Below are 25,227 nucleotides of genomic sequence, written 5' to 3'. Positions count from 1 at the left end.
CTATTTTGAAATATTGAGAAGATTATGATCCACCCCCCGAATATTGGTTTTTTAAGCCTCGGCTGTCCGAAAAACCTGGTCGATTCCGAACGTATTCTGACCGAACTGCGCACCGATGGTTATAACATCGTGCCGAGCTATGACAACGCCGATTTGGTAATCGTCAACACCTGCGGCTTTATCGACAGCGCGGTGCAAGAGTCGTTGGAAGCGATCGGCGAAGCCTTGGCGGAAAACGGCAAGGTGATCGTCACCGGCTGTTTGGGCGCGAAAGAAGATCAGATCCGCGAAGTGCACCCAAAAGTGTTGGAAGTCAGTGGTCCGCACAGCTATGAAACCGTGCTGAAACAAGTACATAAATATGTGCCGAAACCGGAATACAACCCGTTTGTCAATCTGGTGCCGAAACAAGGGGTGAAACTGACGCCGAAGCACTATGCCTATCTGAAAATTTCCGAAGGTTGTGATCACCGTTGTACGTTCTGCATTATTCCGTCAATGCGCGGCGATCTCGACAGCCGCCCGATTGGCAATGTGTTGGACGAAGCCAAACGCCTCGCCGATGCCGGAGTGAAAGAGCTGTTGGTGGTGTCGCAAGATACCTCGGCTTACACCTTAGACAAAACTAAAAAAGACAAAAACAATATCGCGTTCTGGAACGGTATGCCGATCCGCAACGATCTGCTATCGTTGTGTGAGCAACTGGCAAAACTGAATATTTGGGTGCGCTTGCACTATGTGTATCCCTATCCGCACGTGGATAAACTGATTCCGCTGATGGCGGAAGGCAAAATTCTGCCCTATTTGGATATTCCGCTGCAACACGCCAGCCCGAAAATTCTGAAAGCGATGAAACGCCCCGGCTCGATTGACCGCACTTTAGAGCGGATCAAAAACTGGCGCGATATTTGCCCGGAATTGACCCTGCGTTCGACTTTTATCGTCGGCTTCCCGGGCGAAACCGAACAAGATTTCCAACTGTTATTAGACTTTTTGCAAGAAGCGCAACTGGATCGCGTCGGCTGTTTCAAATTCAGCCCGGTTGACGGCGCACCTGCCACCGAGATGGCGGATCAAGTGCCGGAAGAGGTGAAAGAAGAACGTTTCCACCGTTTCATGCAGTTGCAGCAGCAAATCTCCGCACAACGGCTGCAACAAAAAATCGGCAAAACGTTAGCCGTAATTATCGACGAAATCGACGAACAAGGCATTATAGGGCGCTCAATGGCAGACGCGCCGGAAATCGACGGCTTGGTTTATTTAGAGAACCCAACACAAAGTGCGGTCAAAGTCGGTGACATTGTACAAGCCAAAATCCACAATGCCGATGAATATGATTTATGGGGTGAGATTGTCGGGTAACCCAAACCGCACTTGGTTCTCTTTTTCTCCCTCCGTGCGCGGAGGGAGATGTCCGCATGACGGAGAGAGGCGAGAACGAAAATTTATCTTTATTCTTGTTGCAACACCACTTTACCGATATACCCCAAATTCCGGTATTGTTGTGCATAATCAATGCCGAAACCGACCACAAATTCATCCGGAATGGCAAAACCAACCCAATCGACCGGCACTTCCACCTCGCGTCGTGACGGTTTATCCAATAAGGTGCAAATCGTGATCGAAGCCGGTTCGCGCAGTAATAAAATTTTGCGTACTTTGTCTAAGGTGTAGCCGGTGTCGATAATATCTTCTACGATTAACACGTGCTTATCTTTGATATCGCCGTCCAAATCTTTGGAAATTTTCACGTCATGGTTGGAATACATCCCCGAGCCATAACTGGTGGTGGTCATAAAGTCAATTTCGGTCGGCAAATCAATGCTGCGCACTAAATCCGCCATAAACATAAACGACCCTTTCAACAACCCGACCACCACGATTTTTTCCGCATTTTGGTGTTGATAGAAACGGCTGATTTCTGCGCCCAGTTCCTGTATGCGTGAGGCAATTTCTGCCGTTGGAATTAACGTTTCAACATAATGTTTTTTCATTAAAGCGACCTTTATCCAAGCTATATTTGACTTTATCCATTTAAACCGCGCCATCATAACATAATCGCGCATGACTTAAAAAACGATTCAGATAAAAAAGGATTTTCAGCCTCTCGCCTATGCCAGCCAAAAAACAAAGGCTGGAGCAAGCTCCAGCCGATGACCCTAACGAATTTACTTTTTACTCTACATCTGCTCGACTGCTTTCACAATCTTTGCGGACTTGGTTGCACTCCTGCAACTGGCAATCATCATAACAGACTCGATAATCTTGTCAATGATAATTATTCTTATTTATGATAAAATAATTCAGTTCCCCGAGATTTTCATCTCGTCCAATAAAATCGAACCGGTTTGAATATTCGAGCGGTGCTCGACATCGTCCGCCACCGCCACGATATTCGCCAACATCGTTTGCAACTGTCCGGCAATGGTGATTTCATGCACCGGATATTGGATTTCACCGTTTTCCACCCAGAAACCGGCTGCGCCGCGCGAATAGTCGCCGGTGACTAAATTCACCCCTTGCCCCATTAAATCGGTGACCAACAAGCCGGTTCCCATTTGCTTTAAAAGTGCGGTCAAGCCACCGTTCACGTTGGCTTTCACCAACCAATTGTGAATACCGCCAGCGTGTCCGGTGCTTTGCAAGCCTAATTTTTTTGCGCTGTAAGTGGTTAATAAATAGGTCTGCAAAATGCCCTGTTCGACAATTTGCCGATTTTCGGTTTTCACCCCTTCGCTGTCAAACGGCGACGACGCCAAACGCCCGCGTAAGTGCGGTTGTTCGCTGATCTCAAACCAAGTCGGCAAAATTTGGCAACCGAGTTTATCCAGCAAAAAACTGGATTTACGATAAATGCTACTGCCGCTCGCCGCCCCGACCAAGCTGCCGACCAAACCGGTCGCCACATCATTCAGAAAAATCACCGGTGCGGTTTGGGTGGCTAATTTTTGTGCCGATAAACGCGCCACGGTTTTTTGTGCACACTGTTCCCCCACCCACTCCGGCGACTCCAACCCTTGAAAACGGCGCGAAACGGTGTATTCGTATTCCCGTTCCATCTGTTGCTCCGCTGCGCCAATCACGCTACAAGACAAAGAATAACGGCTGGAAAGATAGCTGTTCAGCACGCCGTAGCTGTTACCATACACCCGAATGCCGCTGTGGGCATTAAAACTCGCGCCCTCACTGTTTACAATGCGCGCGTCGGCTGCCAGTGCGGTTTGCTCGGCTGCCAATGCCAATTCCACCGCCTGATCGACGCTGATCTCTGCCGGATGATACAGATCCAGATCCGGCGGATTGAATGCCAGTAATTCCTTTTCAGGCAAACCGTTATAGGGATCTTCCGAGGTGTATTTGGCAATACTCAACGCCGCTTCGACCGCACTTTGCACCGCTTGCGGCGAAAGATCCGAGGTTGACGCATTGCCCTTGCGCTCCCCCAAATAAACGGAAATGCCTAATGCGCCGTCATTATTAAATTCAATATTTTCCACTTGCTCTAAACGGGTCGAAACCGACAGCCCGGTACTTTTGGTTGCCCCAACTTGCGCCGCAGCACCTGCTTGCGCCGCCAACTTTAATGCCAATTCCGCCGCCGCCAATAAATCCTGCTGCTGTAATTTTAATAAATCCTGAGTTTGCCTTGTCATCTTGTTGTTATCTCATGCATTTTAGTTAAGCCACATTCTAGCCTATTTTGCCGCTTTTTTGCCAACGCTAATTAGCAAAGACAGCCTAAGACGTGACGGCAATATTTTAGGATAAAACCACACGTTTAGGTGAGATTAGTCCACTATAATCATTACGATTAAAACCACAGTTAAAGGAGATGATGATGGAATTCAATTTAGGGGATGAAGTACAACCGAAAATCGGCGGGCGCAAAATGCAAGTCGCTGCGATAACTGCCGAAGGCGTTATCTGCCAATGGGAAGAAAATGAAAAAATCTATACCAAAACCTATCAAGCCGAGGAATTGAGCCTATACAAATTGGCTGAACCTTTCGGCGTTTGTTAACCCTTTTGTTCCCTTCCGTCTGCGAAGGGAGCAAAAACCGATTATCCGCCCTCCTCAAATTCCCTGCCGCACCACCTCCGAATTTATGCTATTATTATTCACTTGATTCCCTAGCCACAAGATAAAACAGCATGAAGAAAGATCAAGAAGTCGATTTTTTACTCGACGATGAAGCACAAGACGACGAGATTATTTGGGTCAGCAAAAGCGAAATTAAGCGTGATGCCGAAGCCTTGAAAAAATTCGGCGCCAAATTAGTCGCACTGACTCCGGCGAATCTGGAAAAAATTCCACTTGATGAAAAACTGGCTGATGCCATTGAACTGGCGCAACGTTCACAACGCGGTGCCCTGCGCCGTCAACTGCAATATATCGGCAAGCTATTACGCAACACCGATGTCGAGCCACTGCAAGAAGCATTAGACAAACTGGAAAACAAACATAACCAACAACAAGCGGCTTTCCACCGTTTGGAACACTTACGTGATCAATTATTAGCAAGTGATAATAATCAGGTGCTGTCCAATCTGATTGCCCAATATCCGGAACTGGATATTCAACACCTGCGCAACCTGATCCGTGCCGCACAAAAAGAACGTGCCGCACAAAAACCACCGAAGTGTTATCGTGAAATTTTCCAATATTTGAAAGAATTGGAAACGGCGGAGTAAAATCCGATAAATTATCGAGCGGAATATTTACTTAAGCCTGGTGATCAAATAGAATTTACAGCTTTATTTTTATTTGAAAAAGAGCGCCTATGAAGAATACGATTACCTTCCCGACAGCGAAAACAATGTTTCCCGCGACCAATAAAAAACGCTCAAAATTGGCACTGATACGTTCTCGTTATTACTTACGCTATGCGCGCAGTGCCAAATATTGTAATAAATTCGTCTGTTTTCTGAATAACCACGCTCTGTGGCAAACACTCTTCCGTGAAAATCCTTACCGCTTTAATAGCATTTTATACCGTTTTTGCGATAAGCGTTTCGGCCCCAAACAGCGTTTAGCCGCACTGCAATATAATTTTGCCTTCGCCGAAACCGTATTCGGCGAAACCCTGTGCCGTGATCTGGTTAAACATGATTCCGTACTCATTACGACCTTAGCCAACGGCATTTCGGCATATTTAAATATCAATAAAATCGATCCGCTTGAAGGCTTTTTCTCAATTAATTTACAGGATGAAAATCAGCAGCGGCTTTATGATCTCTCTTTTGCCTTTATTCCGGAAAGCCGTTTACTGATCACTTCGTTGCAAGGCCCGAGCGGAGAAATGGCACAGGATTTGGTGCGTAAATTGACCAAACAACTACACGGCGTGCGCCCTTCACATATGCTGATAACGATCATAAAAATGTTGGCTGAGACATGGGGTTGTAAACTGCTCGGTATTAAACATAAAAACCAAGCAAAATACCGTTGGAACGATCATTCGCGCCTATTATTTAATTATGATCAGTTTTGGGCTGAAAACGGAGCCGAGTTCGATGTCAAAAGCCAATATTGGCAGCTTTCGACCGCACTTGAACGCAAAAGCCTTGAAGAGGTACAAAGTAAAAAACGCAGCATGTACCGCAAACGTTATGACATGTTGGATCACTTGCAAATTGCGGCAAACACACTATATCGATAGAAGAAAACGCCGCACTGGCTAAGTGAGGTTATTGAATTTGCCGCCGCCCTAAAAACGAGTGGGATAACGTGGTTCCGTCCACATTTTCCAGCTCGCCGCCAACCGGAATACCGTGGGCGATACGTGTCACCGGTATGGCGAATTGTCGGCATAATTCCGCGATATAATTGGCAGTGGCGTCGCCTTCCACCGTCGGATTGGTGGCGAGAATCACTTCTTCGAAGGTTTCCTGCTGCAAACGTTGTTGTAACAAATCCAGCCCAATATCGCGCGGCCCGATCCCGTCAAGCGGCGATAGATGTCCCATCAACACAAAGTAACGCCCCGAATATTGCCCTGTCAACTCTAAGGCTTGGATATCCGACGGCATTTCCACCACGCACAGTTGTTTATTTTGTTGGCGGCGCGGGTTGCGGCAAATTGCACAGCTTTCTTCTTCGGTAAAGGTTCGGCATTGGCTGCAATGTCCGATTTTGCTCATTGCTTCCTGCAAGGCTTGGGCTAAATTGACACCGCCGCTACGGTTGCGCTGGAGCAAATGATATGCCATCCGCTGCGCCGATTTCGGTCCGACGCCGGGCAAGCAGCGCAACGCTTCCATCAAGTGTTCCAGTAATGGGCTGATTTGCATGAATTCTCTCTCTTTAATAAACAAAACCGAGATTGCTGACAAACTGACTTCTCTCCCTCCGCGCGCGGAGGGAATACCATTTTTCGCAAGAAAAATGGGGAGGGAGGGGAAATATGAAAATGCAACATATTTATTTTTAAAATAATTTATGCCTCCTTCTGTTCTTCGGACACCTCCCGCCGTATACGGCGGGAGGGAAATTATTCGAGAAAGAGACTTTGTCATCAGTCTGAACCGCACTTAAAGTGCGGTTAGAACAGATTTAACAGCCCGATTAAAACGGCATTTTAAAACCCGGTGGCAACTGCATACCGGAGGTTACGGAAGCCATTTTTTCTTTTTGCAACTCTTCGGCACGGCGTACCGCGTCGTTAAACGCCGCGGCGATTAAATCTTCCAACATCTCTTTATCGTCTTCCATTAACGATGGATCGATTTCGATACGACGGCAGTTGTGTGCACCATTGACGGTAATTTTCACCAACCCCGCCCCGGATTCGCCGGTCACTTCCAATTGCGCCACTTCTTCCTGCATTTTTTGCATGCGTTCTTGCATTTGTTGGGCTTGTTTCATTAAGTTGCCCAATCCACCTTTTCCAAACATAGTTTTCTCTCTTTTTCTTTAAAATAATTCAAAAAATAGGCGCTCATTCTAGCTTAAATTTGCCAAGCTGCAAAGCCGCAATCAATCTGCCGCTAGCCCACCGCACGGATACTGTCCAAATCCAAGGTCGCGTCAAACGCTTGTTGTAATAACGCGATTTGCGGATCTTGCCGTAACGCGTGTTTGGCTTGTTCGCTCAGTTCGCTATAGATTTGGCGCCGTTGTTCCAGCGGCGTCAGACGCGTCTTATCGCTTTCCAACACCACGTTTAACCGCACTTCATGTTGATAAAATTTGCTCAATTGCTGCTGTAATGCCTCGATATAACGGGCATTATTCAAATTGGACTGATCCGGGCGCAAACCCAATGTCACCGCCTCATCATTTTCCGCCAATAGCAAGGCATTAAGCCCTAACTGCTTGACCATCCCGCTCAATTCCAACTGTTCTAACATTGCCGACCAACGATCGCGTTCCGCACTGAGTTTCAGCACTTTTGCCACTAGCTCCGGCGTCCTTTCCTGTAAAATCGCCTGTTTGATATCCGACGGACGCAAACGGTTGCTCTCTTCGTTTTCCAATTCCGGATTTAGCCATTGCCAATGGTAATCTTCGCCAATCGTATCACTCTGTTCATTTTCGCTTTCGTCGTCTGATAGCGGAGGCGGTTCGGCTGCGGCAGCCGGCAGCGGCGGGTTTGCCGGCGGGGTTTTGGCGGCACTGATACGGTTGAGGCGTTCCATTAAGCCCAGCGATTTTTCCACCCCGGTGTCATGGTTTTGTGTTGCCGTCGGCACTGTTTCCAACCGATTATCCGTGGCAGTTACGATGGGTTTACTGTTTTTTTTTTGCGAATTTTGCAGCTGCTGTCGTGCTTGCAGCGCTTTCAACGCCGGAGAAAGCGCCTGAGCGTCATCGGACTGTGCGGCGGATTCGTTTGTTTGCGCCGCAATACGTTTACGCTGCACCGCACTTGGCGTTGGCGCAGTTATGCTTTCGGGTGTAAAGTGCGGTTCAGCTTCGTGCTTCGGCAACCGTTGGCGAATGCGCTGCAACTGATGTTCGGTATTTTCCGCCTGCTCCAGTTGTTTTTCCGTCGTGGTTTGCGGGGCTGACAGCGATGTATCCCGTTGCAATAACTTAGGATGAAATGCCAAGGCGCGCAACAGGGTCATTTCCACCCCGCTGCGTTGATCCGGCGCAAACGGCAACTCTTTGCGCCCGTTCAGGATTAATTGATAATAAAATTGCACATCTTCCGGCGGTAAATTACGCGCCAGGAAATCCAGTCGATCACTGCTTTTTTCGCTTGCTTTTAACAGTTGCCGCATCGCAATCTGGTGTAGGTTGCTTGCCACTTCTTGCAGCAGTTGATCCCACTCCACGCCTTTCTCCGCCACCTGCTGCACGCTACGCATTAACGCTTCGCCGTCCGCCAGCTGTAACGCCTGAATAATATCCAACGATTGTTCGCTGTCGAGTGTGCCCAGCATTTGATGTACGATTTGCGTGCTGATATTGCCGTTGCTCATCGCAATCGCCTGATCGGTCAGACTGAGCGAGTCACGGATACTGCCGCGTGCCGCTTTTGCCAGCTGCTCCAAGGCGGAAAATTCATAGGGAATTTTTTCCTGTTGCAGAAGATATTCCAGATGGTTGGCAATCTGTTTCGGCTCTAACGCTTTCAGATGAAATTGAATACAGCGGGATAAAATGGTAATCGGCAGTTTGTGCGGATCGGTGGTTGCCAATAGGAATTTGACATATTCCGGCGGTTCTTCCAACGTTTTCAACAACGCATTGAAACTGTGGCGCGACAACATATGCACTTCGTCGATCAGGTAGATTTTATAGCGCCCTTGCACCGGTTTATACTGAACGTTGTCGAGTAACTCTCGGGTATCTTCCACTTTGGTGCGAGAGGCGGCGTCGATTTCCAATAAATCAATAAAACGCCCGTCTTCAATCGCACGGCAGTTTTCACACTTGCCGCACGGTTCGGCGGTGACGCCCCGCTCACAATTCAAGCCTTTGGCGAACAAACGGGCTATCGAGGTTTTTCCTACTCCGCGCGTTCCGGAAAAGAGATAGGCATGGTGCAGCCGATTATTCTCTAAACCGTTAGCAAGTGCGGTCAGAACGTGTTCTTGTCCGACAACCTGCGAAAACCGTTGTGGCCGCCATTTTCTGGCAAGTACCTGATAGCTCATGCGCAACCCGTTGTTGAAAAATTAATGTTCGTCGAAACTAACCAAATGGAAGCTAGTGATACCGGATTTTTTCAGACGCTCTGCGCCGCCCAGTTCCGGCAAGCTGATGATAAACGCGGCATTCTCCACTTTACCGCCCAAACGACGAATCAGTTTAACCGTTGCTTCCACTGTACCGCCGGTTGCTAATAAATCGTCGATAATCAATACGTTATCATCGGCATTTATCGCGTCAATATGAATTTCCAACGTATCTTCGCCATATTCCAATTGGTAGTTTTGCGCAATGGTTTCGCGCGGCAATTTACGCGGTTTGCGCACCAAGACAAACGGCAAACCCAGCGCCAATGCCACCGGCGCACCGAAAATAAAACCGCGGGACTCGGTGCCGACCACTTTGGTAATGCCTTTTTCTTTATATTGCGCAACGATCAAATCCACCGTTGCTTGGAATGCCGCCGGCACTTCCAACAAGCTGGTGATATCACGGAAAATAATCCCTTGTTTCGGGTAATCCGGAATAGATTTAATCGACGCTTTCACTAATTCTAATGTCTGGTTCATAGCTAAAAAACCTAAATAAACTTTTCAGGAGATGTGTTGCGCAATCTTTCGCAACACGGCAAGCAGATAAGAATAACAAAACTCAAGTCGGCTGCAAATCCTTTCTTCGCTTTTTTGTGACGGTTGTTGTTAAAGCCGATAAATATCCTGCCCGTCTTTGCGGGTTTTTAACAACCGCAAAATCCAGACATACTGCTCAGGCGTCTCGGTCACATAAGATTCGATTTCCCGATTCATCAACCGTGCCATTTCTTCATCGTTATCACTCAGCGCCATGGGCGGATGAATGTCCAACTGATATTTGCCCAGCCCGGCGTTATAACGCGGGAACATCGGAATCACCACCGCTTTCGCCACTTTCGCCATTTTGTTTAAGCCCGGCAGCGTTGCTTTATAGGTAGCAAAAAAATCGGCATATACACTCAGCTCTGCGCCATAATCTTCATCGGGTAAATAATAACCCAATTCGCCGCGTCGCACCGTATTTAAAAACGGTTTAATCCCGTTCTGACGGGCGTGCATTTTGCCGCCGAAACGTTCGCGCGTGCGGTTCCACAGCCAATCCACCAGCGGATTACGGTGCGGATTATACATTGCCGTCATCGGCATGCCCTGCGTATGCAGAATAATGCCCGAAGCGTCAATCGCCCAAGTGTGCGGCACCAGCAAAATCACATTCTTACCGTCGGCGCGCGCTCGACGGATATGTTCAAGCCCCAAAAATTCGGTACGTTGCTGTAAATGCGCTTTCGAACGGATTGCCACTTCGCCAATCGCCAACATCACTTGGGTGACGGTGATAAACATTTGATCAATCACCTGCTCTTTTTTGTCATTGCTCCAGTCCGGAAAACAATAGGACAGATTCACCCGTGCGCGATGGCGCTGCTTTTTTGCCTTGCGTGCAATAATCACGCCCAGTTTCGCCGCCAAACGATCACGCCAGCGGTACGGCAGATAGGCAAGCAACAACAAGCCGAAAATGCCTAACCAAACACCCCAATATTGCGGCAACAGGTAACGCCATGAAAAGTGCGGTTCATAACCGACGCGCGCGGTTATGCGTCTGTTCTGTTCTGTCATCAATCAAACCTTAATTAAAACAAATCGTTGGTTCAGCCGAACCAACCATAATCAAATGCCAATTTGCTCGCCATTACAAATGCCACCACCACGACCATCGGGCGAATCAATTTCTGCCCCTTGGTTAACACCATTCGCGCGCCCATTCTGGCACCGATAAATTGCCCTGCCAACATCACCAAGCCCAACGTCCAGGCCACTTGTCCGCCGATTAAAAAGAACAGCAGCGAGGCGATATTCGAGGTGAAATTCAGCACTTTCGCGTGGGCAGTGGCTTTTGCCAAATTAAAACCGAGCAACATCACAAACGCCAAGCTGAGAAACGAGCCCGTGCCCGGTCCGAAAAAGCCGTCATAAAAGCCGATAGCGAAACCGGCAGTTACGGCAAAAACCAGATAAGACACCCGTTTTTGTTTATCGCTTTCGCCCAATTTCGGCGTTAACAAGAAATAGATTCCAATTGCAAAAATCAGAAACGGCAGAATTTTTTTCAAAAAATCCGCATTCATCTGCTGGACTAAAACCGTGCCTAACACCGCGCCGAGAAAGGTCATGCCAATCAATACTGCGATTTCACGCAGATTGACCGCCTTACGTCGGATAAAATACCAACTGGCGGAAAAGGAACCGCCGCAAGCTTGCAGTTTATTGGTGCCCAATGCCAACGCCGGCGGCATGCCGGTTGCCAACAGTGCCGGAATGGTAATCAGCCCTCCGCCACCGGCAATCGCATCAATAAAACCCGCCAATAACGCCACGCCAAACAGCAAAGCGTACATTTCCAAGCCTAATTCCATTTTTTATCCTGCCGATTAACTTTGACCGTGTTGTGATAACACCATTTGGCACAGCTGCGGCATTGGCGGTGGCGTTTTCGGTTTGTTGGCTTGTGAACCCGGTTTCGGCGGCTCAAACCACGACATCAATTCGGCGCCGCAGCCTTCGCCGCTCGGCACCGGCGCTTGTGCCTCGCAATAACTCGCGCCTTGCGGACAGGTTAAGCGTACGTGCAAATGGGCGTCGTGTCCGAACCACGGACGGATTTTGCGCAGCCAAGTGCGGTCCCCCTGCACCGTCTGGCATAATTTCAACTTAATTGCCGGATTGAGGAAAATCCGATCGACTTTCGGATCTTGTGCCGCCAAGCGAATCAACGTGGTTTGATCCGCGGTCCAGACTTTTTCATCGACTCGCTGGGCTTTGCGATTCACCATTAAGGTTGCCGTCGGATTCAACGCCTGTTTGTCGCTGAGAGGCCCGAAACGCAGCCAAATATCCGCGTCCAAACCGGTTTGGTGGCTGGCGTGTCCGCTGGCAAAACGCCCGCCCGCCGGCATGCCCATATCGCCGACCAATACATTTTGCAAACCGGCTTGTTTGGCTTTTTTCCCTAAACGGGTCAAGTAATCCACTAATTCGGGATGACCGTAATAGCGGTTTTTACCGGCGCGAATCACTTGGTAACCCTCACCGCGTAATGCCAGCGGTTGCGCACCGATAATACAGCCGTTGCTGTAGCCGCCGACCGGATTGGCTTCGCCCTGCACCGGCGCTTTAATTTGTTCCCACGGCGAGGCAAGTGCGGTCAGGCTGACGAACGACAATAAAAGTCCGCTGATAATCTTATGACACCACATCTTTGACTCCGTTTTGCGCACGTTGGCGCAATAAATGATCGAGTAACACAATCGCCACCATCGCTTCGGCAATCGGCACCGCACGAATACCAACGCACGGATCGTGCCGTCCGCGCGTCACCACTTCCACTGCTTGGTTATCCAAATTGACGCTCCTGCCCGGAATGGTGATACTGGAAGTCGGTTTCAGCGCAATTTGCGCCACTATCGGCTGCCCGTTACTGATCCCGCCGAGAATGCCGCCGGCATGGTTGGAACAAAACCCCTCGGGGGTCATTTCATCACGGTGATCGGTGCCTTTCTGTTCCACCACCGCAAAGCCGTCGCCAATTTCCACGCCTTTAACCGCATTAATCCCCATTAAAGCATGGGCTAAATCCGCATCCAAACGGTCAAATACCGGCTCGCCCAAACCGACCGGCACGTTTTCGGCAACTACCGTCAATTTCGCCCCAATCGAGTTCCCCTCTTTTTTCAGCTCGCGGATCAATTCGTCAAACCGCTCGACCGCACTTGGATCCGGGCAGAAAAACGGATTGCTGTTGACCTGCGCCCAGTCAATTTGCTCCAACGGCTGTTCGGCAATTTTGACCGCGCCGATTTGGCTGAGAAAACCGCGCACTTCCACGCCGAACCGTTCACGCAAATATTTTTTTGCCACCGCACCGGCAGCCACGCGCATGGCAGTTTCACGCGCAGAGGAACGCCCGCCGCCGCGATAATCGCGCACGCCATATTTCTGCTGGTAAGTATAATCGGCGTGCCCCGGACGGAAACGATCTTTGATCTCACCATAATCCTGAGAGCGCTGATCGCCGTTTTTGATGATCATGCCAATGCTTGTGCCGGTGGTTTTGCCCTCGAATACGCCAGACAAAATCTGCACTTCGTCATCTTCGCGCCGTGGCGTGGTGTAGCGTGAAGTTCCCGGTTTGCGCCGATCCAAATCCGGCTGAATATCCGCTTCCGTCAAATCCATGCCCGGCGGCACGCCGTCGATAATACACCCCAGCGCAATGCCGTGGGATTCACCGAAAGTGGTGACTTTGAACAGTTGTCCAATGCTGTTTCCCGCCATACTGTTTCCTTATTGATTATCCGTTTTAATTGGCAACTGTTGCCCGTTATCCAAATTTTTAATATACACATCGAGCTGATTAAAGGCGATATCAATCTTGTTTTCCGTAAATAATTGATCAATCCTGCGATTCAGAAAATCGATGGTCGGATTACGTTCGTTGGTTTTATTCACATAAACCCGCAATTCATGATCCAGGGTGCTGGCGCCAAATGCCAGGAAGTACACCACCGGCGCCGGGTCTTTCAAGGCATAAGGCGATTCGTCCGCCGCTTGCAATAATAATGTTTTGGTTAATTCCACATCGGAACCGTAGGCAACGCCGATTTTCAATACTATTCGTGTGGTGGTATTGCTCAATGACCAGTTGGTCAAGCGCTCGGTTACAAACGCTTTATTCGGCACAATCACTTCTTTACCGTCAAAATCCACAATCGTCGTGGCGCGAATGCGGATTTTCGATACCGTACCGCTGAATTCGCCAATCGTCACCAAATCCCCAATCCGTACCGGGCGTTCGAACAAAATGATAATCCCCGAAACAAAGTTGGCGAAAATCTCCTGTAAACCAAAGCCTAAACCGACCGACAAGGCGGCAAACAGCCACTGTAATTTACTCCACGACATGCCTAAGGTCGAAAATGCGGTTCCGGCACCGAGGGCGACGAATAAATAACTGAGAATGGTGGTAATCGCATAAGGCGAGCCTTGCGACAATTGCACCCGGGAAAAAATCAGGATCTCCAACACCCCGTTCAAATTGCGGACGACCAAATAGGTTCCCCATAAAATCACTATCGAGGTCAAGAAATTAAGTAAAGTAACCGACTCCAGCACCGTTGTACCATTGGCGTCAGTCGAAGTCTGCTGCCACAAACTGATGTTATCCAGATAAACCGCCACCCCGAGCAAATCCGCCCATACCCAATAAAACAATCCGATTAGTAACAACCACAGGGCAATATCCGTAATTTTAGTCACTTGCTGGTTGACCGTCGCCAAGGCAATTTTTTCATCTTGCGCATCAATCACCAGATCTTCGCCATGCACGGTGTTTTCCGCATTCTCTTCTTTGTTTTGCTGCTGTTGCCGTTTTTCTTTCAGGCGGCGGTAAGCAAGTTGGCGGGCGGAAACCCGAATCGCACGGTGCGTCATTTCGCGCAAATTCACCCAAAGAATCAGCACTACATAGGTGGAAATGATATGCCGAATCAAGATCAATGCCGTGTAGTAATAACCCAAACCGATTAAGACAATCAAGATAATCGGCAGCAGCACCAGCAAGATTCTCAGAAATTTAAACAGTTTCGGGTATGTCGTCCGCTCTTGCCCGTTATCCTCAGACGCCTCACGATTAACACTGTCGATAGCACTGCTGAAGCCGGGTCTGATTTGGAATAAAAACAGTAACAGCGCAGTGATCACCAATGTTTCCCCTAGCATATCATTTGCAATGCCGGTATCCAGAGAGGTGAAAATCGAAGCGTTCAACAATACCGCCAGAATCGGGATCGAACGGCGCAGCGTATTGCGGAACAACGCATTAGTCGTCGCGGAAAAATTAAAATGACGGTGTGCAATTCCGTTTGGACGCAATAACGACAAGGTAAAGGCAATAAAGAACCAAAACGCCGCCATTTTTAACGCCCACGGTAACAATCCCAGTGGATGATGGAAACAGAAATAGATGATTAAAATCAGCGTTGACAAAAATAACAAGGTGCTCGGTAGCGCTAAGATCAAGGTGTAAAACAACACAATCAACGTACGCCATTGATTATCGCCGCTCAAGGTGTTGACTTTACTGTTATGCCAGCTGATTTCACGTTTGAACCAAGTTTTGCGCCAGTTAATCCCCGCCGCCAATAACAATAAAAAACCGACCAACGAACCGATAGGCAAGAGGTAATCGCGCCAATTGCTGAAATCCAGCAATTTGACAATTTGCGCCAATTGCATTTTGACTCCCCCTGAAAAACGGGCAAACCAATCAAAATCAATCGGATTATTACTTTTCACCCAAAAACTCTGCTGTTCCAATTTATTTTGCAGCTCGTTACTGATACTAATCACCTGCTGTTGATTCAAATCAATATTGATCGATTGGTTGAGTTGCGCATTCAGCTCGGTAATCACATCGGTCAGCAATTTACGTCGATCTTGCAAAATCGTGGTCAGTTGCGCTTTTTCTGCGTCGGTGAAGCGGGTCTTATGATCCCATTCCAAATTGGCGATATAATCGGCAGTATTGTATAGTGCATCACGCCGTTCGTTCATATCAAAAATCTGCACCCGCAAATCGGTGATCCGCTTTGCCAAGCCGCTGATCAGACTATCTTTCGGCAGTGCCTGCCGCTGCTTGTTAATAATGCGTGACAGCACCAACGTACCTTGCAACGCGCTGATTTGTTCATCAATATTGCGCTGAGTTTGCAGCAAATTATCCAAGGTATTGCGAATACGCAGCCCGTCTTGTACCAACTGGTTATGATTATTAGTCTGCGTTAATAAAAATTGGCTGACTTGCGTATTGATCGCCGCTTCTTGGCGCAACCATTGATTACCATCGTCATTACCGCCACTGCTGCTTTGTTCCAATTCGGCTACTTGCCGCTGTGATTGTTGTAGCCGCAATGCACTGATTTTTTCCGCCAGCGCCGCTTGGAGCTCTTGTTGCTGTTTTTGCTCCAGCGTTTTTTCCGCCACTTCCGATTCATAGAGCGAAGTCAGTTTAGAATTACCATTTAAACTCAATTGATTATATTGATTTTTCAATTCAATCAAACGTAACTCGGCGTGATATTTATTCGCCAAAGAGGGGCTGACTTGGGCGCTGAACAGCAATTTATTCAGCTGTTGACTGCGTGCCAAATTATCGGCAAGTGCGGTTTGCACCCGCTCCGGCACCGAACGCTGCGCCACCAACAAGCCGTTTAAATTGCTTAAATCGCTTTGGATTTGTTGTAATTGCTGCTCGTTTTCACTCTGTATTTGATTCAACTCGGCCAGAGACATCTCGTTCCATTTTTTTGAACTCACTTCAATGCCGTCACTCTGATTCAATCGATTCAGATTATCCTGACTGGCGGCAATAGCCTGATCCGCCCCGTCGATGGTTTTTTGCAGCGTACCAATCAGGCTTTTTTGCTGTTCAATTTGTTCCAACAAGCTGACGGTATCGCGCAGATTATTCAGCAATAACGCATTGTCCGGGGTTTTGTTCTCATTACTTTCCGCCGCACTGATTGCCGCTTCAAGCTCAGGCTTGGTCGGTAGCGGTGATTCTGTGGCGGCAGCCGCTATCTGACCGGCAAACAGTAGACTAAAAATCGAAAATAAAATCCAAAAACGTTTTTTCATTATATCCTGCTCATTCTGACGGTTGCGTAGATTGCAACTGTTGTTGTAAATCCTGTAATAACCGCTTACGTGAAATTTTGATTTGATTCGGATCATCGTTCCGCGGCAACGGATAATAGGCTATCGGCTGCTTAAACCGTTCGATTCTCGTTTGTAACCAAGACCGCACTTGCGCCACTAATACGGTTGAAAACGGTTGGTTAAAACGGAGCATCGCAACCGGACGCGCGCCGAATTCCATATCGGCAAGCGGCAGCACCACCACTTGTTCAATCAACGGAAACTGTTGCAACACACTTTCAATCTCTTCCGGCTGAATATTTTCACCGCCGGAAATAAACAAATTGTCAATCCGCCCCAGCACCTGTAATTCGCCGTTTTGCCAATGTCCTCTATCCTTAGTCTGATACCAGCCTTCAGCGTTCAACAACGGCATAATTTTTCCCTGTTGCCAATACCCCGCCGCCAGCCCGGCGCCGCGCAACCAAATTTCGCCGTCACGAATACACAGCTCGCGCCCCCGCAATAACCGCACTTCAGCCTGTTGCGGATCATTTCTGCGCACAAAAACGGTCGACGCCATTTCTGTCATGCCGTAGCCGCTGAAGGTTTTTAGCCCGGCGGCGTATGCCCGACGGCACAGTTCAGGATCAATATGCGCTCCGCCCAATAAAATCGCTTCGGTTCGAACCGTTTGCGGCGGCAGATTGCGGTCGGATAAATAATCCAAATAGCGTTGCAATTGGGTCGGCACTAACGAGACATGGCTGACTTTGCCGATAGCTTGGTAAAAATCCGCGGCGCCAAAGTGTAAACACGCTGCCGCACCCAGCCAACGCCACACAATGCCCTGCCCCGAAACATGATATAACGGCAGCGACAGCAGCCATGCGTTGTCATGTGTAAATGCTAAAAATTCATTCACGCCCAACGCATTTTGCCAATGCGCCCGAATATCGTGTACCACTGCTTTCGGCTCTCCGCCGGAGCCGGAAGTCAGGGTCATGCTGTAACCCCGCTGCCATAAAAGTGCGGTTTGACGCCGATAATCCGCTTCAAATCCCAGCGCATTCAGTACGATACGCCGGCAAGAAAAAGCGGCAGTGCACGGGGAAAAGTAATAACCAATATGATTTTGTTGGAAAAGCCGTTCGATTTTTTCCGCCGGAAATTGCGGATTCACCGCCATCACCCGCGCGCCAAGCGACAACCCTGCCAGATACAATAACAATTGCGGCAAGCTGTTTTTACCAATCAGCCCGATCCCGTCACCGGGCCGTATCCCTTGCGCCGCCAGTTGATCCGCCAACTGATCCACCGCACAAAAAACCTGCCGCCAGCTTAACTCAAGTGCGGTTTGCGTTGCGCCCGTTGCCGTTGCGAGAGACGACAAAAGCAAGTCGGAATCCAAGTTTTCACAAACTCCACTCCGGCTTGCTTTTAGCGGCAGGCTAGTCGGCGAATATTCAATCGCGCACGCTTCATTTACGGTTAAACGAGCCAACGCAGTGACAATTTGTTCCATCATCTAGACTGCAAAATAACTTCTCACTTCATCCACCAATTCCGGCGGCAAATGCATTGAATTCATCGCCCCCTCCAACATTAGCATTTTGCGTTGACTGTTGGTGTTGGTGATCACCCAATACGGACTTTCCGGAATTTGCCGCGGTTTGGTGTGGTTGCCCGCCTGCAATAAAGTGGCTTCGTCACGGGCAAAGTAAATTCGGGTGCGGCCTTGCAGCGATTCGGCGGCTTGGGCGAAACTTTCCGGATTGGCACGATAAAGTGCGGTCAGAATCATTAAAAAGCGCACCACCCCCTTGCTTTCCTGCTGGAAATCATCGGACTGCAACACATTGGTCAGGCGCGCCACCACCCGTTGAATCGCTTCGTCAGATTGTTTCTTCGGCGGCGGAGGTGTCGTTTCGTGCCCATTCGCCGTTTTCGCAGGCGCTTGCGCTTTATCTGTAGATATTCCTGTTTCTACCGCCGGCAACGGTTCTTCTTTTGACTGCGGATGTGTATTCGACGACGAAAAATTCAAAAGGCGACGTAAAATATCAGACGCGCTTTCTCCAATTGATTGCGTATTGGCGGCAATATACTGATAAAGTTCTTCATCAACTTCAATAATTTTCATCGTGCTCTCCTTCTTTTACTTTGTCCGTCGCGCTGCAAACCCTGTTTTCACTCTCCGAATTTAACGGACAGCTTGATTCGCCTGCTAATTTGGCACATTATACCCATTTCGGCAACATTAATCATCAACATTAAACCGAGACATCGCAATAGCCAATGAATGAAAATCCATTACCGAAACAACAGTTAAACTACCGATTCGAACAACCGTCAGCACCCGCGGATAAGCGCACGTTGCCCACCTTCGTTTTTCTGCACGGGCTGTTCGGAGATATGAATAATTTAGGCGTGATCGCCCGCGCCTACAGCGGGCAATTTCCCACCTTGCGGATTGATTTGCGCAACCACGGACACAGTTTTCACAGCGAAGAAATGAATTATGAATTAATGGCGGACGACGTGATCCGCCTGTTAGATCATTTACAGTTGCAAAACGTGATTTTGATCGGGCATTCGATGGGCGGCAAAACGGCAATGCGCGTGGCGGCACAGATTCCGCAGCGGGTGGAAAAGCTGGTGGTGCTGGATATCGCGCCGGTTGCCTACGGCGAACATCACCATGATAATGTCTTCGCCGCCTTATTTGCAGTGAAAGAGGCGCGCCCCGCCAGCCGACAGCAGGCCAAACCGCTCCTCAACCGTTACATCCAAAACGAAGGCGTACAACAATTCATCTTGAAATCTTTCTCGGCAAAAGACGAGCAGTCGTTTTTGTTCAACCTGACCGCACTTTATCAAAACTATCCGCATTTAATGGATTGGCAGCCGATTCAGTGCGATGTTGCGACCTTATTTATCAAAGGCGGCAAATCCAATTATATTCTTGCCGAACACCGCGCAACCATCTTGGCACAATTACCGCGCGCGACTTCGTTTTTAATCGCCCAAGGTTCGCACTGGATTCACGCAGAACACCCAAGTGCCGTCATCAGTGCGATTAATCGCTTTTTGGCACTGGATTGATACCGAGGCGGACGATTTATCTTTAAAAAAAATTATGCTATAGTAAGTGGCTTATCATTCTCAATTAAGTTACTCTTTTGATCAGTTGATGACGACAGGCTTATGGCAAAACAAGAAGCAGATTGCATAACATTGGATTTATTCCATAATCTACCCAAAGTCGGCAGACCTAAAACCAATCCGCTGAGTAGAGAACAACAAGCCCGTATCAATAAACGCAATCAACTGCGGCGCGACAAAGCCTCCGGTTTAAAGCGGGTTGAATTGAAATTGCATACCGATCTGATTGAACGCTTACAGCAACTGGCGCAACAGCAGGCAATCAATCGCGCGCAATTAATTGAGAATATTTTGAACGAATATTTCGCATTAAAACAACAAAAATAGGATACAAAACATGGCACTTGTGGGTTTATTTTATGGCAGCGACACCGGCAACACCGAAAATATCGCAAAAATGATCCAAAAGAAATTGGGTGATAACATCGTCGATATTCGTGATATTGCCAAAAGTAGCAAAGAAGACATTGAAGCCTATGATTTTATTTTAATCGGTATTCCGACTTGGTACTACGGCGAAGCGCAAGCGGACTGGGACGACTTTTTCCCGACGCTGGAAGAGATCGACTTCAGCGATAAAATCGTCGGCATTTTCGGTTGCGGCGACCAAGAAGACTATGCCGAATATTTCTGCGACGCAATGGGCACGGTGCGCGACATTATCGAACCGCACGGCGCCACCATTGTCGGGCATTGGCCGACCGACGGCTATAACTTTGAAGCTTCGCAAGCGCTGGTGGACGGCGATAAATTTGTCGGCTTGTGTATCGACGAAGACCGCCAGCCGGAACTGACCGAGCAACGCGTCAGCGATTGGGTCAAACAAATTTATGCTGAAATGTATCTGGCCGAACTGGTTTAATCGTTAAAACCTATCGGTAATATTTTAGACCACTATTTGCAATTGAGAAGTATTCCACATAGAATATAAGGAATAAAGTTGAATCAAATAGAATTATTTATGTTATAATTTTGTTAAATTCAATATCCAACCGTTAGTCAACACGAGGTTATTATGTCTGAAGAGAACATGAAACTATTAAAAAAAGCCGGTTTAAAAATTACCGAACCGCGCTTAAAAATTTTGGCGTTGATGCAAAGCAACCACAACACCGAATACCAACATTTCTCTGCCGAAGACATCTATAAAATGCTGTTGGAGCAAGGCGAAGAAATCGGCTTGGCAACGGTTTACCGCGTGTTAAACCAGTTTGATGAAGCCAATATTCTGACCCGTCACAACTTCGAAGGCAATAAATCGGTATTTGAGCTCGCGCCGGTCGATCACCACGATCACATTATCTGTATGGATTGCGGCAAAGTGATTGAATTCAGCGACGACGTGATCGAAAAACGCCAAAAAGAGATCAGCAAAGAGTTCGGTATCCAACTGGAAAACCACAGCTTATATTTGTACGGCAAATGCAACAATATCAAAAATTGTGACGAGCCGAATAAAAAGTAAGTCAGAAGCCAAATAAACTCGTCAAACCGCACTTAAAAGTGCGGTTTTTTATTCGCTTGTTTAGTATCTATTTCTTCCGAACCGCCACCATATAATTCGCACTCACGTCATTATTCAAGCAAAAACGTCCGCTTAACGGATTATAGTGATAACCCACGCTGTCAAAACAACTTAAATCCGCCTCGTCGCACCACGCCATCAGCTCTGCCGGTTTGATAAACTTGTCGTAATCGTGCGTGCCTTTCGGCAGCATTTTCAACACATATTCCGCCCCGACCACCACTAACGTCCAGGCTTTCAACGTGCGGTTTATCGTCGAGAAAAACAGCACGCCATCGTCTTTCAGCAAAGCTTGACAACTTGCCACCACCGCACTTGGATCCGGCACGTGTTCCAACATTTCCATGCAGGTGATCACATCAAATTTTTCCGCTTGCGTTTGCTGTATCTCTGCTAAAAAATCCTCAATCGTGGTTTGGCGGTAATCAAGCTGCAAGCCGCTTTGCGCCGCATGTTCGCGTGCGATTTGCAACGGTTGCGGCGACATATCTATTCCGGTGACCTGTGCGCCCTGCCGTGCCATACTTTCCGACAAAATCCCGCCGCCACAGCCGACATCAAGCACACGCTTGCCGAATAAGCCGTTGGCTTGGCGCAAAATATAATCCAAACGCAGCGGATTCAAACGATGGATCGGTTTGAAATCGCCCTCAGGATCCCACCAACTGTGTGCCATTTTGGCGAACTTTTCGATTTCGTGTTGATCGACATTTTGCTGGCTTGCATGTTGCATAAAATTGCCTATTTTTTATTCTGCTGATAACCGCACTTTACCCCTGCTCAGGCGTGTGCAAACGATTTTTTATTATGCAGAATTCTTGCAGAAAATTCACTATAAAAATTAGGGAAAAAGGCGGTTTTATGCTATAATTCGCCCACTTTTCATCTGCGATTTCAGCTGTTGTTTTAGAATTATTTGAATCGCTTTTGAGCTTTACATTCAGTCAATTAGGAAAACTTTGAATGAGCGAATTAGCAAGTGACATCACGCCTATCAACATTGAAGAAGAATTAAAATCCTCCTACCTCGATTATGCCATGTCAGTGATTGTCGGGCGTGCCTTGCCCGATGTACGTGACGGCTTAAAGCCGGTACATCGTCGCGTGTTATTCGCCATGAATGTCGGCGGTTACGACTACAATAAGCCTTATCGCAAATCCGCCCGTGTAGTCGGCGACGTGATCGGTAAATACCACCCGCACGGCGATAGTGCGGTTTACGACACCATCGTGCGCATGGCACAACCGTTCTCGTTGCGTTATATGTTAGTGGACGGACAAGGGAACTTCGGTTCGATTGACGGCGACTCTGCGGCGGCAATGCGTTATACCGAAGTGCGCATGACCAAAATCGCTCATTCGTTATTAGCTGATTTGGAAAAAGAAACCGTCGATTTCGTGCCGAATTACGACGGCTCGGAGCAAATTCCCGAAGTGCTGCCGACACGCATTCCGGCGTTGTTGGTCAATGGTTCAAGCGGAATTGCGGTCGGAATGGCGACCAATATTCCGCCGCACAATTTGGGCGAAGTAATCGACGGCTGTTTGGCCTATATCGACAACAGCGACATCACCATTGACGAGTTGATGACCTACATTCCCGGACCTGACTTCCCGACGGCGGCGATTATCAACGGACGCAAAGGGATTGAAGACGCCTACAAAACCGGACGCGGTAAAATTTATGTGCGCGCCCGTGCCGAAGTGGAAACCGACGGCAAAGGCAAAGAAACCATTATCGTGCATGAAATTCCGTATCAGGTGAACAAGGCACGCCTAATCGAAAAAATCGCCGATTTGGTGAAAGAGAAAAAAGTCGAAGGTATCAGCGCATTGCGCGACGAATCCGACAAAGACGGCATGCGGATCGTAATTGAAATCAAACGTGATGCGGTCGGCGAAGTGGTGCTGAATAACCTCTATTCTTTAACCCAGCTACAGGTTACTTTCGGAATTAACACCGTGGCGTTGGATCACGGTCAGCCTAAACTATTAAATTTAAAACAATTAATCGAAGCCTTTGTGCTGCACCGCCGCGAAGTGGTGACACGCCGCACCGTGTTCGAATTGCGCAAAGCGCGCGAACGTGCGCATATTTTAGAAGGCTTGGCGATTGCGCTCGCCAATATCGATCCGATTATCGAATTAATCCGCCGTGCGCCAACGCCGGCTGTGGCAAAAGAGGGCTTATTGTCGCAAGCGTGGCAATTAGGCAACGTGGCGCAAATGTTGGAAGCCGCCGGTGTCGATGCCGCGCGTCCAGAAGATTTGGCGGTCGAATACGGCATTCGCGATAATTTGTATTACCTGACCGAAGTGCAAGCACAAGCGATTTTGGATTTACGCCTGCAAAAACTGACCGGCTTGGAACATGAAAAACTGCTCGACGAATATAAAGGCTTGTTGGATATTATCGGCGAATTGCTGTTTATCCTGAACAATCCTGAGCGTTTGATGGAAGTGATCCGCGAAGAATTAAACGAGATCAAAACCCAGTTTAACGATCCGCGCCGTACCGAAATCACCGCCAGTTCGGCTGATATTAATTTGGAAGATTTGATTGCGCCGGAAGATGTGGTGGTCACGCTTTCCCACGAAGGCTATGTTAAATATCAACCGCTGTCCGATTACGAAGCCCAACGTCGCGGCGGCAAAGGCAAATCCGCTACCAAAATGAAAGAAGAAGATTTTATCGAGCGCTTGTTGGTCGCCAACACCCACGATACCATTCTCTGTTTTTCCAGCCGTGGCCGCCTGTATTGGCTGCGTGTGTTCCAATTGCCGCAAGCCAGCCGCGGGGCGCGTGGTCGCCCGATTGTCAATATTCTGCCGTTGCAACCTGATGAGCGGATCACCGCCATTCTGCCGGTCGCGGAATATGCGGAAAACAAATTTATCTTTATGGCAACCGCCAGCGGTACGGTCAAGAAAACAGCCCTGACCGAGTTCAGCCGCCCGCGTGCCAACGGTTTGATTGCGATTAACCTGCGTGATAACGATGAATTGATCGGGGTGGATATCACCGAAGGCGACAACGAAATCATGTTGTTCTCCTCACAAGGGCGCGTGGTGCGTTTCAGCGAAGAAGCGGTGCGTGCCATGGGACGGACGGCAACCGGTGTGCGTGGAATCAAGCTAGCCTTAACTAACGACCTAAGCGATGATGAAACGGATAACGATGACAGCGCCAATGACGATTTGGAAACCGCACTTGACCTGAATATCGACAAAGTGGTGTCGTTGGTTGTGCCGAAAAACGACGGCGCAATTCTAACCGCCACCCAAAACGGTTACGGTAAACGTACTAAACTGGATGAATATCCGGCGAAATCGCGTAACACCAAAGGCGTGATCTCGATTAAAGTCAGCGAGCGCAACGGCAAAGTGGTAGCAGCGGTGCAGGTGGAAGACAACGATCAAATCATGCTGATCACCGATGCCGGCACGCTTGTGCGCACCCGCGTCAGCGAGGTCAGCACCGTCGGACGCAACACCCAAGGCGTGCGCCTGATCCGCACCGCCGAAGATGAACATGTGGTGAGCTTGGAAACGATTTGTGATTTGGATGAAGACGAAGAAAATTCTGAATTAGCCGAAGCACAAATTGAAGAATAAGGCTGATTTCAAAAAGACAAAGTGCGGTCAATAACAATTGACTGCACTTCAGTGCTGACGACAAAGTCTCTTTCTCTAATCATTTCCCTCCCCAT

Annotated in this window: 23 protein-coding genes; 9 read left to right on the top strand and 14 right to left on the bottom strand. The window is 48.4% G+C overall.

Annotated elements, in window-relative coordinates; all coding sequences use genetic code 11:
* Window positions 1–24: 24 nt before the first annotated feature.
* Window positions 25–1,362 carry a 30S ribosomal protein S12 methylthiotransferase RimO gene (rimO, locus tag ACWA5Z_RS07660; protein WP_431051147.1) on the top strand — a complete coding sequence of 446 codons (1,338 nt, stop codon included), beginning with the start codon at window positions 25–27 and terminating at the stop codon, window positions 1,360–1,362.
* 89 nt (window positions 1,363–1,451) lie between these two features.
* On the opposite strand, the gene hpt is transcribed toward rimO, so the two are convergent.
* Both hpt and pmbA read right to left on the bottom strand, forming a co-directional pair.
* Window positions 1,452–1,994 (bottom strand): hypoxanthine phosphoribosyltransferase, encoded by a 543-nt coding sequence (gene hpt / locus ACWA5Z_RS07655; protein ID WP_431051146.1) that lies wholly within the window; start codon window positions 1,992–1,994, stop codon window positions 1,452–1,454.
* Between the two features lie 309 nt (window positions 1,995–2,303).
* On the bottom strand, window positions 2,304–3,653 hold the full coding sequence (gene pmbA / locus ACWA5Z_RS07650; protein ID WP_431051144.1) for a metalloprotease PmbA: 1,350 nt from the start codon (window positions 3,651–3,653) through the stop codon (window positions 2,304–2,306).
* Window positions 3,654–3,832: 179 nt separating this feature from the next.
* Between pmbA and ACWA5Z_RS07645 the strand changes: the two genes are divergently transcribed.
* From ACWA5Z_RS07645 to ACWA5Z_RS07635, 3 genes are all read left to right on the top strand, one after another.
* Window positions 3,833–4,021 (top strand): hypothetical protein, encoded by a 189-nt coding sequence (locus tag ACWA5Z_RS07645; protein ID WP_449343181.1) that lies wholly within the window; start codon window positions 3,833–3,835, stop codon window positions 4,019–4,021.
* Window positions 4,022–4,152: 131 nt separating this feature from the next.
* Window positions 4,153–4,692: a ribosome biogenesis factor YjgA gene (gene yjgA / locus ACWA5Z_RS07640; RefSeq protein ID WP_431051140.1), complete on the top strand. Its 540-nt coding sequence runs from the start codon at window positions 4,153–4,155 to the stop codon at window positions 4,690–4,692.
* A gap of 89 nt (window positions 4,693–4,781) precedes the next feature.
* Window positions 4,782–5,660, top strand: a complete 879-nt coding sequence (locus ACWA5Z_RS07635) for a VirK/YbjX family protein (RefSeq protein ID WP_431051138.1) — start codon at window positions 4,782–4,784, stop codon at window positions 5,658–5,660.
* A 28-nt stretch (window positions 5,661–5,688) separates the two neighbouring features.
* On the opposite strand, the gene recR is transcribed toward ACWA5Z_RS07635, so the two are convergent.
* The 11 genes from recR to seqA form a co-directional block, all read right to left on the bottom strand.
* Window positions 5,689–6,291, bottom strand: a complete 603-nt coding sequence (recR, locus tag ACWA5Z_RS07630) for a recombination mediator RecR (protein WP_431051136.1) — start codon at window positions 6,289–6,291, stop codon at window positions 5,689–5,691.
* Window positions 6,292–6,565: 274 nt separating this feature from the next.
* On the bottom strand, window positions 6,566–6,895 hold the full coding sequence (locus ACWA5Z_RS07625) for a YbaB/EbfC family nucleoid-associated protein (RefSeq protein ID WP_431051134.1): 330 nt from the start codon (window positions 6,893–6,895) through the stop codon (window positions 6,566–6,568).
* 92 nt (window positions 6,896–6,987) lie between these two features.
* Window positions 6,988–9,105 carry a DNA polymerase III subunit gamma/tau gene (gene dnaX, locus ACWA5Z_RS07620; protein WP_431051133.1) on the bottom strand — a complete coding sequence of 706 codons (2,118 nt, stop codon included), beginning with the start codon at window positions 9,103–9,105 and terminating at the stop codon, window positions 6,988–6,990.
* Window positions 9,106–9,126: 21 nt separating this feature from the next.
* Window positions 9,127–9,669 (bottom strand): adenine phosphoribosyltransferase, encoded by a 543-nt coding sequence (gene apt / locus ACWA5Z_RS07615; protein ID WP_431051131.1) that lies wholly within the window; start codon window positions 9,667–9,669, stop codon window positions 9,127–9,129.
* 129 nt (window positions 9,670–9,798) lie between these two features.
* The gene (gene lpxM, locus ACWA5Z_RS07610; protein ID WP_431051129.1) at window positions 9,799–10,752 is read right to left on the bottom strand and encodes a lauroyl-Kdo(2)-lipid IV(A) myristoyltransferase; all 954 of its coding nucleotides are present in this window, start codon (window positions 10,750–10,752) and stop codon (window positions 9,799–9,801) included.
* 32 nt (window positions 10,753–10,784) lie between these two features.
* Window positions 10,785–11,549 carry a TSUP family transporter gene (locus ACWA5Z_RS07605; protein WP_431051128.1) on the bottom strand — a complete coding sequence of 255 codons (765 nt, stop codon included), beginning with the start codon at window positions 11,547–11,549 and terminating at the stop codon, window positions 10,785–10,787.
* A 15-nt stretch (window positions 11,550–11,564) separates the two neighbouring features.
* On the bottom strand, window positions 11,565–12,389 hold the full coding sequence (gene mepA / locus ACWA5Z_RS07600; protein WP_431051126.1) for a penicillin-insensitive murein endopeptidase: 825 nt from the start codon (window positions 12,387–12,389) through the stop codon (window positions 11,565–11,567).
* Entirely contained in the window at window positions 12,376–13,467 is a 1,092-nt protein-coding gene (gene aroC / locus ACWA5Z_RS07595; protein ID WP_431051124.1) for a chorismate synthase, read from the bottom strand. Before aroC ends, mepA begins: the two co-directional genes overlap by 14 nt.
* 9 nt (window positions 13,468–13,476) lie before the next feature.
* Window positions 13,477–16,827, bottom strand: a complete 3,351-nt coding sequence (gene mscK / locus ACWA5Z_RS07590; RefSeq protein ID WP_431051122.1) for a mechanosensitive channel MscK — start codon at window positions 16,825–16,827, stop codon at window positions 13,477–13,479.
* 10 nt (window positions 16,828–16,837) lie between these two features.
* Window positions 16,838–18,355: an o-succinylbenzoate--CoA ligase gene (gene menE, locus ACWA5Z_RS07585; protein WP_431051120.1), complete on the bottom strand. Its 1,518-nt coding sequence runs from the start codon at window positions 18,353–18,355 to the stop codon at window positions 16,838–16,840.
* Window positions 18,356–18,970 (bottom strand): replication initiation negative regulator SeqA, encoded by a 615-nt coding sequence (seqA, locus tag ACWA5Z_RS07580; protein WP_431051118.1) that lies wholly within the window; start codon window positions 18,968–18,970, stop codon window positions 18,356–18,358.
* A 155-nt stretch (window positions 18,971–19,125) separates the two neighbouring features.
* On the opposite strand from seqA, the gene ACWA5Z_RS07575 reads away from it, so the two are divergent.
* The 4 genes from ACWA5Z_RS07575 (at window position 19,126) to fur (ending at window position 21,457) form a co-directional block, all read left to right on the top strand.
* Entirely contained in the window at window positions 19,126–19,932 is an 807-nt protein-coding gene (locus ACWA5Z_RS07575) for an alpha/beta fold hydrolase (protein WP_431051116.1), read from the top strand.
* Between the two features lie 102 nt (window positions 19,933–20,034).
* Window positions 20,035–20,319 (top strand): LexA regulated protein, encoded by a 285-nt coding sequence (gene ybfE, locus ACWA5Z_RS07570; protein ID WP_431051114.1) that lies wholly within the window; start codon window positions 20,035–20,037, stop codon window positions 20,317–20,319.
* Between the two features lie 10 nt (window positions 20,320–20,329).
* Window positions 20,330–20,854, top strand: coding sequence for a flavodoxin FldA (gene fldA, locus ACWA5Z_RS07565; RefSeq protein WP_431051112.1), 525 nt, complete (start codon window positions 20,330–20,332; stop codon window positions 20,852–20,854).
* A gap of 153 nt (window positions 20,855–21,007) precedes the next feature.
* Window positions 21,008–21,457: a ferric iron uptake transcriptional regulator gene (fur, locus tag ACWA5Z_RS07560; RefSeq protein WP_431051110.1), complete on the top strand. Its 450-nt coding sequence runs from the start codon at window positions 21,008–21,010 to the stop codon at window positions 21,455–21,457.
* Window positions 21,458–21,524: 67 nt separating this feature from the next.
* Here the strand turns inward: fur and ubiG are convergent, their stop codons facing one another.
* Window positions 21,525–22,250 (bottom strand): bifunctional 2-polyprenyl-6-hydroxyphenol methylase/3-demethylubiquinol 3-O-methyltransferase UbiG, encoded by a 726-nt coding sequence (ubiG, locus tag ACWA5Z_RS07555; protein WP_431051108.1) that lies wholly within the window; start codon window positions 22,248–22,250, stop codon window positions 21,525–21,527.
* Between the two features lie 230 nt (window positions 22,251–22,480).
* On the opposite strand from ubiG, the gene gyrA reads away from it, so the two are divergent.
* Window positions 22,481–25,132 (top strand): DNA topoisomerase (ATP-hydrolyzing) subunit A, encoded by a 2,652-nt coding sequence (gene gyrA, locus ACWA5Z_RS07550; RefSeq protein ID WP_431051106.1) that lies wholly within the window; start codon window positions 22,481–22,483, stop codon window positions 25,130–25,132.
* Window positions 25,133–25,227 lie beyond the last annotated feature (95 nt).

This window comes from Testudinibacter sp. P80/BLE/0925, assembly GCF_053570785.1.
Note: the sequence above shows the minus strand (reverse complement) of the source record. Positions and strands in the feature narration are given on the sequence as shown.

What these genes read in the sequence shown, in the direction of transcription:
- rimO (WP_431051147.1), top strand. Translation starts at nt 25, where the DNA reads ATGATCCACCCCCCGAATATTGGTTTTTTAAGCCTCGGCTGTCCGAAA.
- hpt (WP_431051146.1), bottom strand. Translation starts at nt 1,994, where the DNA reads ATGAAAAAACATTATGTTGAAACGTTAATTCCAACGGCAGAAATTGCC.
- pmbA (WP_431051144.1), bottom strand. Translation starts at nt 3,653, where the DNA reads ATGACAAGGCAAACTCAGGATTTATTAAAATTACAGCAGCAGGATTTA.
- ACWA5Z_RS07645 (WP_449343181.1), top strand. Translation starts at nt 3,833, where the DNA reads ATGATGATGGAATTCAATTTAGGGGATGAAGTACAACCGAAAATCGGC.
- yjgA (WP_431051140.1), top strand. Translation starts at nt 4,153, where the DNA reads ATGAAGAAAGATCAAGAAGTCGATTTTTTACTCGACGATGAAGCACAA.
- ACWA5Z_RS07635 (WP_431051138.1), top strand. Translation starts at nt 4,782, where the DNA reads ATGAAGAATACGATTACCTTCCCGACAGCGAAAACAATGTTTCCCGCG.
- recR (WP_431051136.1), bottom strand. Translation starts at nt 6,291, where the DNA reads ATGCAAATCAGCCCATTACTGGAACACTTGATGGAAGCGTTGCGCTGC.
- ACWA5Z_RS07625 (WP_431051134.1), bottom strand. Translation starts at nt 6,895, where the DNA reads ATGTTTGGAAAAGGTGGATTGGGCAACTTAATGAAACAAGCCCAACAA.
- dnaX (WP_431051133.1), bottom strand. Translation starts at nt 9,105, where the DNA reads ATGAGCTATCAGGTACTTGCCAGAAAATGGCGGCCACAACGGTTTTCG.
- apt (WP_431051131.1), bottom strand. Translation starts at nt 9,669, where the DNA reads ATGAACCAGACATTAGAATTAGTGAAAGCGTCGATTAAATCTATTCCG.
- lpxM (WP_431051129.1), bottom strand. Translation starts at nt 10,752, where the DNA reads ATGACAGAACAGAACAGACGCATAACCGCGCGCGTCGGTTATGAACCG.
- ACWA5Z_RS07605 (WP_431051128.1), bottom strand. Translation starts at nt 11,549, where the DNA reads ATGGAATTAGGCTTGGAAATGTACGCTTTGCTGTTTGGCGTGGCGTTA.
- mepA (WP_431051126.1), bottom strand. Translation starts at nt 12,389, where the DNA reads ATGTGGTGTCATAAGATTATCAGCGGACTTTTATTGTCGTTCGTCAGC.
- aroC (WP_431051124.1), bottom strand. Translation starts at nt 13,467, where the DNA reads ATGGCGGGAAACAGCATTGGACAACTGTTCAAAGTCACCACTTTCGGT.
- mscK (WP_431051122.1), bottom strand. Translation starts at nt 16,827, where the DNA reads ATGAAAAAACGTTTTTGGATTTTATTTTCGATTTTTAGTCTACTGTTT.
- menE (WP_431051120.1), bottom strand. Translation starts at nt 18,355, where the DNA reads ATGATGGAACAAATTGTCACTGCGTTGGCTCGTTTAACCGTAAATGAA.
- seqA (WP_431051118.1), bottom strand. Translation starts at nt 18,970, where the DNA reads ATGAAAATTATTGAAGTTGATGAAGAACTTTATCAGTATATTGCCGCC.
- ACWA5Z_RS07575 (WP_431051116.1), top strand. Translation starts at nt 19,126, where the DNA reads ATGAATGAAAATCCATTACCGAAACAACAGTTAAACTACCGATTCGAA.
- ybfE (WP_431051114.1), top strand. Translation starts at nt 20,035, where the DNA reads ATGGCAAAACAAGAAGCAGATTGCATAACATTGGATTTATTCCATAAT.
- fldA (WP_431051112.1), top strand. Translation starts at nt 20,330, where the DNA reads ATGGCACTTGTGGGTTTATTTTATGGCAGCGACACCGGCAACACCGAA.
- fur (WP_431051110.1), top strand. Translation starts at nt 21,008, where the DNA reads ATGTCTGAAGAGAACATGAAACTATTAAAAAAAGCCGGTTTAAAAATT.
- ubiG (WP_431051108.1), bottom strand. Translation starts at nt 22,250, where the DNA reads ATGCAACATGCAAGCCAGCAAAATGTCGATCAACACGAAATCGAAAAG.
- gyrA (WP_431051106.1), top strand. Translation starts at nt 22,481, where the DNA reads ATGAGCGAATTAGCAAGTGACATCACGCCTATCAACATTGAAGAAGAA.